This is a genomic window from Pseudomonas sp. NS1(2017) (assembly GCF_002269425.1).
Classification (GTDB): domain Bacteria; phylum Pseudomonadota; class Gammaproteobacteria; order Pseudomonadales; family Pseudomonadaceae; genus Aquipseudomonas; species Aquipseudomonas reactans.
In genome coordinates, this window is the sequence record NZ_CP022960.1 from 4,401,832 (window position 1) to 4,415,339 (window position 13,508).

Here is a 13,508-nt window from a genome sequence, read left to right on the forward strand (position 1 = left end):
TTTGTCCAGGGCGGCCTTGGCGCGCACGATGGCGGCGGAGTCGTTGGCAGTCACGTTACGGGCTTCCAGCGCAGCGGCGGCGCCGGCACCGTCGAGACGGTCCATGTTGGCTTCGCTGGCGTGGCCGGCGTTGGCGCCCTTGATCACCGCTGCACCGGTGTCTTCGTTGTCGACTTCATCCCAACTCAGCATGGAAATGCTCCTTCCTGGTATTCGAAAAATAAGTGTTTTTGCAGGCTTCAAGGCATTGAAATACTGCGCATAGTGTGGTCGGTAAATACCGATACTGCACACTATGTAGTGGTCTGTTTTGTTTGTGGGCACACTATATGGTGTGTAACAACGATGGTCAACGCACAAGACGACCGTCGATGTCGCAGGGATATGAGCAAAACTCACAGCCCCATGACTTTTAATGGTTACGACCGCTTTCCTACCCAGTGCTAAAAATTCGCCAACCAGCTCCCCATAACAACAACGAGCGTTTGCGCAATGAAAACACTGGATCTCTACATCGGCGAAGGTTTCGAAGGCCCGGGCGTCAACGCGGCCCACATCAACATCCTGATCGGCCCACGCAACGGCCCGGCCGGCCAGGCGTTCGCCAATAGCCTCGCGTCACCAAGCCAGGGCCATTGCCCGTTCATGGTGATTGCCCAACCGAATATCCCGGTCAAGCCCATGACCCTGTACGTCAACAAGGCTGAAATCAGCAGCGATTTGCACGGCAACGCCACCTGGGGCGCGTCCCAGGCCGGTATCGCCAAGGCGGTGCTGGAAGCCCTGCTCGACGGCACTTTGCCGCCGGAAGCCGAAGACGAGTGGGCCATCGTCACCGCGAACTGGGTCAACCCAGGCTGCGATGACCTGGATGCCGTCTACCTGAACAACTACAACGCCTGCCGCACCGCGATCCGCGCCGCCCTGACCGGCACGCCGTTTACCGCGGAGTTGGCCGACGTGGTCAACCACATCAGCAACCCGTTCTACACGCCAAAGGCCTGAGGAGATTCCCATGCAATACACTCGATTGGGCAACTCCGGCCTGCAAGTCTCGCGCCTGTGCCTGGGCACCATGAACATGGGCACCCCGGACTGGAAACCGTGGATCTTCGACGAAAAGCAAAGTGAGCCCATCGTCGCCCACGCCCTGGCCAATGGCGTCAACTTCATTGATCTGGCCGACTTCTATTCCGCCGGCGTCGGCGAAGAAGTCGTAGGGCGCATCCTCAAACGCGTGGCGCGGCGTGACGAGATCGTCGTCACCACCAAGGTCGGCTACGGCACCCGCAGCGGCATCAACGCCAGCGGCCATTCGCGCAAGCACATCATGGACAGCATCGACGCCTCCCTCAGCCGCCTCGGCATGGATTATGTGGACGTGTTCATGCTGCATTACTTCGACGTGAACACCCCAGTCGAAGAAACCCTGTGCGCCTTGAACGACATCGTGCGTTCCGGCAAGGCCCGCTACATCGGCGTGTCGACCATGCTCACCGGCCAGTTGGCCAAGATCCTCATGGCCTGCGAGCGCAATGGCTGGGTCAAGCCGATCAATATGCAACTGCAACTGAACTGCGCCTACCGCGAAGAAGAGCGCGAGATGATTCCGTTCTGCCGCGACCAGGGCCTGGGCGTCTCGGTGTTCAGCCCGTTGGCCCGTGGCTTGCTCACCGGTGAAGTGCAGTCGACCCGCAACCAGACCGACTTCTTCACCCAGCAGATGTACAGCGACCAGGCGTCGTTCGACATCGCCCACTCGGTACAACGCGTGGCCCGCGCCCGTGGCGTGTCCAACGCGCAGATCGCCCAGGCCTGGGTCGCCAACCATCCCGGCGTCGACGTGATGTTGGTGGGCGCCGACACCACCGAACAATTCGATAGCGCACTGGCCGCCTTGGACACCCAATTGGATGCCGAGGAATTGCATGAGCTGGAACGCAATTACACCCCGTGCGATGTGATCAACGACTACACCGCCGGCAAGCGCATCCTGCGTGAGGCCCGCCCGGGCCTGGACCGTTTCAATCTGATCGAGGCCGTGGCATGAACCCGCTGATCCGCAAGGGCAACTACATCGATGGCCAATGGTCCAGCGGTGGGCCGACCTACCCGGTGCTCAACCCGGCCAATGGCGCGCTGATCGCTGATGTACAGCGCGCCGCCGGCGAAGAAACCAACCTGGCCATCGACGCCGCCAACCGCGCCTTGCCGGCCTGGCGCAAGCTCACCGCCAAGGAACGCAGCCAGCGCCTAAAGCGCTGGAGCGAGCTGATGCTGAGCAATCAGAAGGACCTGGCGCAACTGCTCAGCCTGGAGCAGGGCAAACCCCTGGCCGAAGCCATGGGCGAAGTGGTCTACGCCGCGAGCTTTCTGGAGTGGTTTGGTGAAGAAGCCAAGCGCGCTTATGGCGATGTGATCCCGAGCCACAAGGCGGATGCGCGCATCATCGTGGTCAAGGAAGCCATCGGTGTGGTCGCGGCGATCACGCCGTGGAACTTCCCCCTGGCCATGGTCACCCGCAAGGTCGGCCCGGCGCTGGCGGCGGGGTGCACGATGATCCTCAAGCCTTCGGAAGAAACCCCGCTGTCGGCGTTTGCCCTGGCGGTGCTGGCCGAGCAGGCGGGGATTCCGGCGGGTGTGTTCAACATTGTCTCCGGCGATGCGGTGGCGATTGGTGGTGCACTGCAAGCCTCCAGTGTGGTGCGCAAGCTGTCGTTCACCGGTTCCACCCGCACCGGCAAGCTGCTGATGCGCCAGGCGGCGGACACCCTGAAAAAGGTCTCCCTGGAACTGGGCGGCAACGCACCGTTCATTGTGTTCGACGATGCCGACCTGGACGCTGCCGTCAAAGGCGCCATGGCCTCCAAGTTCCGCAACACCGGGCAGACCTGTGTGTGCGTCAACCGCTTCTTCATCCAGGACGGCGTGTACGACGCCTTCACCCGCAAACTGGCCGAAGCTGTCAACGCGATGCGCGTCGGCAGTGCCTTGGAAGGCGAAACGGAGCAGGGCCCGCTGATCAACGCCGCCGCGTTGGCCAAGGTCGAAGCCCATGTCGGTGATGCCCTGGAGAAGGGCGCCACGCTGTTGTGCGGCGGCCGTCGCCATGCCCTGGGCGGCACCTTCTTTGAACCGACCATCCTCACCGAAGCCCACGGCGACATGCTGATCGCCCAGGAAGAAACCTTCGGCCCGGTAGCCGCGTGTTTCCGCTTCAAGGACGAAGCCGAAGTGCTGCAACGTGCCAATGACACGCCGTTCGGCTTGTCCGCCTACTTCTACAGCCGCGACATCGGCCGCGTATGGCGCATGGCCGAAGGCCTGGAAGCCGGCATGGTGGGGATAAACGAAGGGATCATCTCCACCGAAGTCGCGCCATTCGGTGGCATCAAGGAATCGGGCCTGGGCCGTGAAGGTTCCAAGTACGGGCTGGAGGATTACCTGGAGATCAAATACCTGTTGATGGGGGGGCTCTAACCCCAGCTGCAAACCGGTACCTGCGAGGGCACCGGCTGTTACTCCGTCAAGAACAACAATATGGAGAACACCCATGACCGCTCAACCCGTCAAAATCGACGACCTGCCGATCGGCCGCTTTCACCTGAAAATCGCCGGCCTGACGTTCGGCGCGCATTTCACCGACGGCTACATCCTCGGCCTGATCGGTATCGCCTTCACCCTGCTCAGCCCACAGATGCAACTCGACGCGTTCTGGCAAGGCTTGATCGGTGCTTCCGCCCTGATCGGCCTGTTCCTGGGCAGCCTGTTCTTCGGCTGGATCTCCGACACCCTCGGTCGGCAGAAAATCTTCCTGGTCAGCTTTGTGCTGATCACCGTGGCCTCGGTGATGCAGTTCTATGCCGAGACCGCCATGGGCTTGTTGCTGTGCCGCATCCTGATTGGCATTGGCCTGGGCGGCGATTTCAGTGTGGGCCACGCCATGCTTGCGGAGTTTTCGCCGAAGAAACATCGCGGTGTGTTGCTCGGCTCGTTCAGCGTGATCTGGACCTTCGGTTATGTGGCCGCGACCTTTGTCGGCACTGCGATGCTCAGCCTGGGCGACGACGCCTGGCGCTGGATGCTGGCGTCGTCGGCTATCCCGGCCGGCTTGATCCTGATCGCGCGTATCGGCACGCCGGAGTCTCCGCGCTGGCTGGTCAACCGTGGGCGCATTGCTGAAGCCCGCGCCATCGTCAAGAAACACCTGGGCGAGCATGTGGTACTGGACGAAGAGCCGTCCGCGCAAACCCGCTCCGGCTATGGCGTGCTGTTCAGCCGTGAGTACCGCAAGCGCACCGCGTTCAACTGCCTGTTCTTTGTGTGCATCGTGATGCCGTACTTTGCGATCTACACCTTTTTGCCGTCGATCCTGCAAAAGATGGGCTTGTCCCAGGGCTTCGGCACCGAGTTGCTGCTTAATCTGCTGCTGATTATCGGTGCGTTGATCGGTATTTGGTGCACGGTGAAGTTTTCGCGCCGGGGCTTCTTGATCAACTCGTTCATCATCCTGGCCGCAGCGTTGTTCTTGCTCGCGGTGTTGCCGGGCAGCCTGGCGTGGTTGATGGTGCTGACCTTCGGCGTGTTTACGCTGGTGCTGTCGGCGGTGAGCAACTTGGTCGGCGTGTTCCCGGCAGAAAGCTTTCCCACCGAAGTGCGCGCCAGCGGCATTGGCTTGGCTACGGCTGTGAGTCGCTTGGGCTCGGCCATCAGCACCTTCCTGCTGCCCGTGAGCGTGGCCGGGATTGGCTTGAGCCCGACCATGGGCATTCTTGCGGCGATCCTGGTGTTCGGCGCGCTCATTTCCTGGGCCTGGGCCCCGGAAACCAAGGCGCTGACCCTGAGCCAGGCGTGCAAGGCCGAGGCACCGCCGGTGTCAGGGGTTGCTGACCTGGCCCAGCCACTGCGTAAACAACCGCACCTTGGATAAACCCTGTTTGTCCGTCGCCACATCCAGCCAATAGCCATAAGGGCCGATCACTTCCACGGGGGTGATCGGCAACAGGCTGCCGTTGGCCAGCTCGCGTTCGATCATCTGCCGGTCGATCACTGCCAGACCACCGCCTGCCAGGGCGGTATGGATCACCTGGTCCAGGGTGCTGAATTCCAGACCCTGGTCGGCATCAACGTCTTCCCGGCCCATGGCCGCCAGCCAGTTTTCCCAGACCTTCAAGCGTTTGCCGTCGTGCAGGATATGCAGCAGCGGAAATCGTCGTAGGTCCGGCGGTTGGCCGTCGCTGAACAATTCCGGGCTGGCAACCGCGATATGCCGCTCCATCACCAGCAGCTCACTGCTGCAATGCGCTGCCGGTTCCAGGCCGAAACGGATCTGGCAGTCGATTTCCGCGAGGTTGTCGTGAGTCGCCTGGTGGGTGACGCTGAGGTTGATATCCGGATAACGTTCGCAGAAGCGCCGCAGATGCGCGGATAACCAGCGGGTGGCCCAGGTCGGCGGTGCGACGATGCGCAGGCGCTGGCGCAGGTTGGGCACGCGCACCGCTTGCAAGGCGCGTTCGATATGGTCGAAGGCGTCGCTCAAGTGCGGCGAGAGGGCAAAACCGGCTTCCGTCAGGGACAAGCCTTGGGGCGTGCGGATAAAGAGGGCAACGCCAAGATAGTCCTCCAGTTGCTTGATCTGGCGGCTGACTGCGCCCTGGGTGACGTTGAGGCCCACGGCGGCCTGGCTGAAGCTGCGGTGGCGGGCGACTTCTTCGAAGACGCGGAGCATGTTGAGGGCGGGGAGGTGGCGCATGGTTTGGGTTCCACACATTGTTTTTGTTGTGTTTGTGCTAACGCCATCGCCGGCAAGCCGGCTCCTACAGGGGGGCGTATTTCAACTGTAGGAGCCGGCTTGCCGGCGATAGCGGTTTCGAAAACGCTGCCTGATTAGAAATAATACCCAATGTTCATGTACAGCTGATTTTCCCACTGATTGCTACCCCCAGCCCCCAGGCTCTGGGTGTAGCTGCTCCCACCAATGTAGGGGTCATTCTTGCCGATCAACCACTCCGTCGCGATCCACAACTTGCTGAACGAAAACGACGTGCCGAGGATCACCCGCTGCGAGGTCTTGAACTCATCAGCGGACTTATCGAAGGCGCTGTAGTTGGCATACAGTTTCACACCGCTGACCTGATCCCACAGGTACTTGCCGCCCACGTCATAACTCAGGTCCGCCACATACAGGTTGCCGCGACTGGCCACGTTGAAGGTGCCGTCATACCCGCCTAGGGTCACCACTTCGTCCGTACCGGCGTTGCGCGGCGACATCTGCTGGCGCGCCGCCTGCAATTGCAGGCCCCACGGGCCGTTCTTGCCCAAGTAGTGGATGGCCACGGCATTGCGTCGGCCATCATTGCCGGTGTCTTTATTTTCCAGGGTGGACGTGAGGCCGGACAGGCCGACTTCGGATTTCCAGTCGCCCAGGTCCAGGGCCTTGGCCACGCGCAGCACCACGGTGTTGCGTTCCTGGTTGTCGCTGCCGTCGGCCACGTAACTGTCGGCGCCGGACACCACGCTGGAATAGGTCACGCCCTTGCTGGTGCCCTTGCCTTGCCACGCCGGGCGCAGGTAGTAGCCGGCCTGGATGTTCCAGTCGCCGCTCTGCTGCACGTATTTGGCGCCGACCTGCTGCACGTCTTCCAGGCCGATCACGTTGCCCAGGGTTTCGTAGAAGGTGCTGCCGAAGTAGGGCTGCAAGCCGAATGGCACGGTGTTCAGGCCCACTTGCACCTGTTGCTCGGGGTTGAACTTGTAGCCGACCCAGGCGAACTTGGCGAACTGGATATCGCCGTAGTTCTTGGTGTACTGGTAGGGGTACGAGCGCCCGTAGAAACGGTACTGCGCTTCACCGATCCAACTGTCGGAGTTGTACTTGGCGCTGAGAAACACGGTGTCCAGGCCGAACTTCTGGATGTCGCGGTCCGGGTCGTAGTCCCAGCGCGCGCGGATGGCGCCGCCGAGGTCGAGGTTGTCGGTGACCTGCACGGCCATGGCCGGTGCCGCGAGGGCGCCGAGTACGGGGATGAGGGTGAAGTAGCGCGTCGTTGGTCGCATGGTTTTACTCTCGTTTTTAGTTTTTTTGGGCAACAGCAGCCCGTTGCCGCAGCGAACGCTGCGACGCAGGGAAAAGGGTTCAGCTCAGTGAGCCGTGGGGCGGATCAGCCGCAAGGGCGGTCCGGCGACGGGCAGTTCGGACGCGCCCGGCGCAGCGGCCAGCAGCGCCTGGGTGTAACTGTTCTGCGGGCGCAGCAGCACCTGTTCGGCGGTGCCGTACTCCACCACTTCCCCTTGGCGCATCACGGCGATGTGGTCGCTGATCTGCGCGGCCACCCGCAGGTCATGGGTAATGAACAGGATGCTCAGGTTCAGCTGCTTCTGCAGGTCGGCCAGTAACTCCAGCACCTGCTTTTGCACCGACACATCCAGCGCCGACACGCTTTCATCGGCAATCAGCACTTCCGGTCGCATCGCCAGGGCGCGAGCGATGCCGATACGCTGGCGCTGACCACCGGAGAACTGCCGGGGCTTGCGCTGCAACGCATCACGCTTCAAGCCCACCTGTTCCAGCAAGTCCCCGGCCTCAGCCCAGGCGTCCTTGGCCGATAACCCACGCAATTGCGCGGCGCGAGCGATGATGTCGCCGACGCGATGGCGCGGATTCAACGAACCGTAGGGGTCCTGGAAAATCATCTGGATACGCCGCCGATTGGCCGCCAGCGCCGAGCCGCTCAAGGCCAGGAAATCGGTATCGCCCACCCATACATGCCCGCTGTCGCTGTCCACCAGACGAATCGCGGCTTTGACCAGGGTGCTTTTGCCCGAGCCGGACTCGCCGACAATCGCCAGGGTCTTGCCCCGTGGCAGGTTCAGCGACACATCGCGCAGCGCCGCCACCGAGCTGCCGCCGACGGTGTAGGTCTTGGTCAGGTGCTCGATGCGCAGGGCCATTTCGCCTTCGGCACTCGGCGCATGCAGCTCCGGGTGCAGCGCCGGAACGGCTGCGATCAGTTTGCGTGTGTAGGCGTGGGCCGGTGCGTTCAGCACCTGGTCACGCTCGCCGATCTCCACCAGGCGGCCGCCTTCCATCACGGCAATGCGGTCGGCGATCTGCGCCACCACGCCGAAGTCATGGGTGATAAACAGAATGCCGTGTTGCCCCCGCCCGCGCAGGTCGCGCACCAGCTTCAGCACCTGGGCCTGGGTGGTCACGTCAAGGGCGGTGGTGGGCTCGTCGGCGATCAGTAAATCCGGGTTCATCGTCAAGGCCATGGCGATCACTACGCGCTGGCATTGGCCGCCGGATAATTGATGGGGAAAGCTGTTGGCGATGCGCGGTGGGTCCGGCAGTTGGGTGGACTCCAGCAGCGCGAGCATGCGTTCACGGCGCTCGGCGGTGGGCATCTGCGGGGCGTGGATGTCGAAGATTTCTTCGACTTGCTTGCCGATACGAATCGCCGGGTTCAGCGCCGCCATGGGTTCCTGGAAGATCATCGCGATACGGTTGCCACGCAGGGCGCGCAGACGGGTGTCGTCCAGGGTGCATATGTCATCACCGAGAAAGTCGATGACCCCACCCGCATGTCGCAATCCCTTGGCGTAATCGCCCATGATCGCCGCCGACAGCACGGACTTGCCCGAGCCCGACTCACCGATCACGCAGAGGATTTCGCCCTTGCGCACCTCCAGGCTGATGCCGTGCACGGCGTGGCTACGGTCGGCGCCCTTGGGCAGTTCGACGCTGAGGTTGTCGACCCGCAATACGGTTTGCTGGCTGTTCATGCTCAACTCCTTGCGCCTTGCTGCGCGTGTTCATCCAGCCCATCGGCGAGCAGGCTCAGGCCAAGCATCAAGGTGGAGATGGCGATGCAGGGAAAGATCACCAGGTGCGGGAAGGAAATGGCCATGGCGCGGCCGTCGTTGATCATGCCGCCCCAGTCCGGGGTGGGCGGTGGCAGGCCGAGGCCGAGGAAGCCCAGGGCACCGATCATGATCGCGGTATAGCCGATGCGCAGGCAGAAATCGACGATCAGCGGGCCGCCGCAGTTGGGCAGGATTTCCACCAGCATGATGCGCAGCGAGCCTTCGCCCTGGGTGATGGCGCTGAGCACGTAGTCGCGCGAGCGGATGTCGATGGTCAGCGCACGCATGATGCGGAAGATCGCCGGGGCGCTGGTGAAGGTCACCGCAATCAGGATATTCAGCGCCGACGCGCCGAGGGCGATGATGATCACGATGTACAGCACCAACACCGGGAACGACAGCACGGTGTCGGCCACGTAGGACAGCGCCGCATCCACCCAGCCGTTGAAGTAACCGGCGCACAGGCCCATGGCGATGCCCACGGCAAACGCGGTCAGCGTGGCGAGGATCGACCAGAACAGCACGGTGCGCGTGCCCCAGATCAGGCGCGAAAGGATGTCCCGGCCGATCATGTCGGTGCCGAGCAAAAAGCGTGCACCGTCGTCGCTGGCGGTCATCGGTGTGAGCAACGGCGTGAAGTTTTCCAGCGGATCATGGGGCGCCAGCCACGGCGCGCACAGGGCGATCAGCACCCAGCCGCCGACCAGTAGCAGGCCGAGTAGGGCCAGGGGATGCTTGAAGGCGTTGAGCAGGTTCATTGGCGGCCTCCGCCGGGACTGTGCAGGGTGATGCGCGGGTTGAGCCAGGTATAGGCCAGGTCCGAGAAGATCTTGCTGATGCCCACCACCACGCCGCTGATCATCGCGCAGGCTTCGATCAAGTAGACGTCATGGTTGAGCGACGCGGTGTACAGCAGCGAGCCGAAGCCCTTGTAGGCGAAAAACACCTCCACCACGATCACGTTCGACAGCAGCCACGGGATGTACAGCATGATCACCGTGACCGGCGCGATCAGCACGTTGCGCAACGCGTGGCGCAGCACAATGCGCGTAGTGGACGCACCTTTGAGCCGTGCAGTGCGGATATACGGCGCTTGCATGACTTCCACCATCGACGCGCGGGTGATACGCGCCAGGTAGCCGATGCCGAACAGGCACAGCACCATCAGCGGCAGCACCAGTTCCACGGCGCTGAAGCCATCACTCATGCTGCTCACGCCGGGCAGCCAGTTGAGCCAGAACACAAAGATTGCCGAGACGAACACCGCACTGGCGAAGTCCGGGATCGAGGTGGTGACAATCGACAGGAATGACACCAGCCGGTCGATCAGCGAGCCCTGGCGAATCCCGGCGAGAATGCCCAGGGTCAACGCCACCGGCACCATCACCAGCAAGGCCAGCCCGGCCAGGGTCAGGGTTTGCCACAGGTTGGGCAGCAGCAGCTTGAGCACCGGCTCGCGGAAATACACCGAGGTGCCCCAGTCGCCGGTCACGAAGTCCTTGAGCCACACCAAGTAGCGCCACACGAAGGGTTGGTTGTAGCCGTGTTCCAGCAGCCATGCCGCGCGCTGGTCGGCGGCGGAGTAGGGGCCGAGGACGTTGATCGCCACGTCCTCGATGTTCAACTCCAGGGCCAGGAACACAATCAGCGACACCGACAGCAGCGTCGCCAACAGCATCAGCAGTTTGCGCAATAGAAAATGAGCCATCAGGTGCATGCTCCGACGGGGAATGGGAGGTGTGTTGCGCCAGTGATTCAGGCACTCAGCCAGACATTGCCCATGGGGTAGAAGTCGGAAGGGTGCACCTGGAAGCCCTGCACCTTTTTGCTCACGGCGGTGAACTTGTCGCCCCAGAACGGCTGCACGATCACGCAGGCGTCCTGCAGGATCTGCTCGACGCTCTGCATGGCCACGGCGCGCTGTTTCGGGTCGATGATGCCCATGGCTTTGTCCAGAGCCGCGTCGAAGGCCGGGTCGCTATAGTGGCTTTCGTTCCAGGCGCCACCGCCACGGTAGGCCAGTTCCAGGGACATTACGCCGAGCGGGCGATGCGCCCAGTAGGTCAGGCTGAACGCGGCCTTGTCCCAGATCGGCCAGTACTGCGCCGCCGGAACCACTTTGAGATTGATGCGGATCCCGGCTTCCCGGCAGTTCTGTTGCAGGATCTGCGCGCAGTCCTGTTCATAACGGCCTTGGGTATTGCCGACGATCAGGTCGATGTCCAGGCCATTGGCAAAGCCTGCTTCGGCCAGCAGTTTCTTCGCGGCGGCCACGTCACGTTCACGCTTGGGCAGCGGGAAATACTCGGGGTGGGAAGGGGCCACATGATGGTCTTCGCCCAGCGTGCCCATGCCGCGATAGGCGACCTTGAGCATCTGCGCATTGTCGGCGCAGAGCACTACGGCCTTGCGCACGCGCACATCGGTGAAGGGCTTCTGGTCGCAGGCCATGCGCATCACCACGGTCTGCGCGGATTTGCAGCTGAGCAATTGCGCGCCCGGCAGGCGCTTGGCCAGGTCCAGCTCGGCCACGGTGACGCGGTACAGCACGTCGACTTGGCCGGCTTGCAGGGCGGCGAGGTGGGTGGACACGTCGGTGCCCATGTCGATGTAGCGCAGCTCGTCGAGGTTGGCCGGTTTGCCCCAATAGTCGGTGCGCTTGGCGAAGGTCGCCTGCTTGTTCACGGCAAACGACACCAGCTTGAACGGCCCGGTGGCCAGCGGGTTTTTCGCCCAGTCATCGCCGGCCTTGAAGCTGCGATGCACCAGGGCGCAGGTGAAGGCGTTGAGCATCTCCGGGATCGCCAGGATCGGCCGCTTGAGCTGCAGGCGGAACTGGTAGTCGCTGACTTTTTCGAAGGCCTTGATGTCCTGGAACGCGGTGCGGTTGACCGACTTGGAGTCGGCGGCAATCCAGCGCTGGATATTGTGCTGCACGTCGTCGACGTTGAAGCTGTCGCCGTTGCTCCACTTCACGTCCTGGCGCAGGTTGAAGGTCCAGGTGGTGAGGTCCTCGGAAGGGCTCCAGCTCTCGGCCAGGTAGGGGTGGGTAATGTTATCGGCGTCGACCCAGGTCAGGTATTCCAGGGAGTTGCGCAACAGGTTCGAGGCTTCGATCCAGGTGATCAGCATCGGGTCCTGGATTTCCTGGATGGCGCAGGCAAACCGCAGGCTGCCGCCTTGACGGGCGGGCGTGCCGTCGGCAGCCCGGGCGTCGTTGCCCAGCAAGGCTGAACCGATGAAGGTGGAGGCACTGGCTGCAGTGATGCCGAGCAGGGCGGCGGTGCGCAGGAATTGGCGGCGGTTGATCTCGCCGCGCTGTACTTGATTGCACAGTGCGTCGACAGCGGGGTGCGGCGCGTTACCGTCCAGGGTCGCTAGAACGTTGGAGTCGGACATGGGGCTGCTCTCATGTTGTTTTTATTAGAGATGCCCGCAGTTTTGTCATCCACGCAAAGATCGACAAACGATAAATTCAGCCGTTAAACGTTCGTTAAATGCATGTTAGTTGGCGTGATCAGGGCGAGACGTCGAGATAGACGCTTTGGTTGATACAAAAAATCATGTTGGCTAGGAAATTTCCTACGGCTCGTGGGATGCTTGGCACCTTGCCAGTCGTATTCGAGTGCTCGCCATGAAACGCAAAATGCCCGGTCTCAATGCCCTCAAAGCTTTCGAAGTGGCCGGCAGTACCGGCAGTTTTACTCGGGCGGCGCAGCTGTTGAACGTGACCCAGAGCGCGGTCAGTCGCCAGGTCCGGCAGTTGGAAGAGCAATTGGGCGAGCACCTGCTGGAGCGGCGCCACCACCATCTGGAACTGACCAGCGCGGGTCGCGTTTTGCTGCGCGCGCTGCACCAATCGTTCGACAAGATCGAACTGACGGTGCGCAGTATCCAGCAGAAAACCCACTCCAACCGCCTGCACATCAACGCACCGCCGACCTTCACCAGCCGCTGGTTGATGCCGCGCCTGGGGCGCCTGCGGGAAGCCCATCCCGAGCTTGAACTGAGCATCACCACCTGTTTGCAGGACAGCCTGGCGCAGACCAGCACCCTTGATTGTGCGATTCGCTTTGGTAACGGCGAGTGGGATGGGTTGGACAGTTCGTTGTTGGTTCAGGAGCGGCACATTGCAGTGTGCGCGCCGTCGCTGTATGCCCGTGAATGCAGTGATGGGGTGGACCTTAATCGCATGACGTTGCTGCATGTGTTGGCCAGTGAGGATCAGCGGTATCTCACGTGGAAACATTGGTTGGATGCGGCGCGGATCCATGGGGTGGATACGCAGGGGGGGTATGAGTTCGATCTGTTGGATCTGGCTATTCGGGCGGCTACGGACGGGTTGGGGATTACCATTGCTGACTGGCATATGGTGGCGGCGGAGCTGGCGTCCGGGCAGTTGACCCAGGTGTTGAATGTGCATGTGGAGGGGCACCAGTCGTATTGGCTGGTGACGCGGCCGGAGCAGACGGATATGCCGCAGTTGCAGGTGTTTGGGCAGTGGTTGCAGGAGGAGATCTGGTTGGCGCAGCGGCAGTTGGAGCCTTCGACTGCGGCTGTTTGAGTGGGGGTTTGATTGGGTGCATATCCGTTATTTGGGTGATGGCGGGGATTGGTTCCGCCCTTACGGCGGGTCACTTTTGAAA

Annotated in this window: 11 protein-coding genes and 1 pseudogene; 5 read left to right on the forward strand and 7 right to left on the reverse strand. The window is 62.2% G+C overall.

Going from position 1 to position 13,508, the window contains the following annotated elements; all coding sequences use genetic code 11:
• Window positions 1-192 (reverse strand): annotated as a pseudogene (locus CI807_RS20705) (ribonucleotide-diphosphate reductase subunit beta); the annotation flags it as partial.
• Window positions 193-492: 300 nt separating this feature from the next.
• Here CI807_RS20705 and fae point away from each other — a divergent pair.
• The 4 genes from fae (at window position 493) to CI807_RS20725 (ending at window position 4,930) form a co-directional block, all read left to right on the forward strand.
• Window positions 493-1,005, forward strand: a complete 513-nt coding sequence (gene fae, locus CI807_RS20710; RefSeq protein ID WP_095015991.1) for a formaldehyde-activating enzyme — start codon at window positions 493-495, stop codon at window positions 1,003-1,005.
• Between the two features lie 10 nt (window positions 1,006-1,015).
• The gene (locus CI807_RS20715) at window positions 1,016-2,050 is read left to right on the forward strand and encodes an aldo/keto reductase (RefSeq protein WP_095015992.1); all 1,035 of its coding nucleotides are present in this window, start codon (window positions 1,016-1,018) and stop codon (window positions 2,048-2,050) included.
• On the forward strand, window positions 2,047-3,480 hold the full coding sequence (locus tag CI807_RS20720) for an NAD-dependent succinate-semialdehyde dehydrogenase (protein WP_095015993.1): 1,434 nt from the start codon (window positions 2,047-2,049) through the stop codon (window positions 3,478-3,480). Before CI807_RS20715 ends, CI807_RS20720 begins: the two co-directional genes overlap by 4 nt.
• Before the next feature lie 73 nt (window positions 3,481-3,553).
• Complete coding sequence (locus CI807_RS20725) at window positions 3,554-4,930, forward strand: MFS transporter (protein WP_095015994.1); 1,377 nt, start codon at window positions 3,554-3,556, stop codon at window positions 4,928-4,930.
• Here CI807_RS20725 and CI807_RS20730 read toward each other — a convergent pair.
• From CI807_RS20730 to CI807_RS20755, 6 genes are all read right to left on the reverse strand, one after another.
• Complete coding sequence (locus CI807_RS20730; RefSeq protein ID WP_095015995.1) at window positions 4,877-5,752, reverse strand: LysR substrate-binding domain-containing protein; 876 nt, start codon at window positions 5,750-5,752, stop codon at window positions 4,877-4,879. The two genes, CI807_RS20725 and CI807_RS20730, sit on opposite strands and share 54 nt — an antisense overlap.
• 134 nt (window positions 5,753-5,886) lie before the next feature.
• Window positions 5,887-7,056 (reverse strand): hypothetical protein, encoded by a 1,170-nt coding sequence (locus tag CI807_RS20735; protein WP_095015996.1) that lies wholly within the window; start codon window positions 7,054-7,056, stop codon window positions 5,887-5,889.
• 84 nt (window positions 7,057-7,140) lie between these two features.
• Window positions 7,141-8,781: an ABC transporter ATP-binding protein gene (locus CI807_RS20740; protein WP_095015997.1), complete on the reverse strand. Its 1,641-nt coding sequence runs from the start codon at window positions 8,779-8,781 to the stop codon at window positions 7,141-7,143.
• Between the two features lie 2 nt (window positions 8,782-8,783).
• On the reverse strand, window positions 8,784-9,620 hold the full coding sequence (locus CI807_RS20745) for an ABC transporter permease (RefSeq protein ID WP_095015998.1): 837 nt from the start codon (window positions 9,618-9,620) through the stop codon (window positions 8,784-8,786).
• Window positions 9,617-10,570: an ABC transporter permease gene (locus tag CI807_RS20750; RefSeq protein WP_095017589.1), complete on the reverse strand. Its 954-nt coding sequence runs from the start codon at window positions 10,568-10,570 to the stop codon at window positions 9,617-9,619. Before CI807_RS20750 ends, CI807_RS20745 begins: the two co-directional genes overlap by 4 nt.
• Before the next feature lie 47 nt (window positions 10,571-10,617).
• A complete protein-coding gene (locus CI807_RS20755; RefSeq protein WP_095015999.1) occupies window positions 10,618-12,261 on the reverse strand; it encodes an ABC transporter substrate-binding protein in 1,644 nt (547 codons plus the stop codon).
• Window positions 12,262-12,496: 235 nt separating this feature from the next.
• Between CI807_RS20755 and CI807_RS20760 the strand changes: the two genes are divergently transcribed.
• A complete protein-coding gene (locus CI807_RS20760) occupies window positions 12,497-13,426 on the forward strand; it encodes a LysR substrate-binding domain-containing protein (protein ID WP_095016000.1) in 930 nt (309 codons plus the stop codon).
• Window positions 13,427-13,508 lie beyond the last annotated feature (82 nt).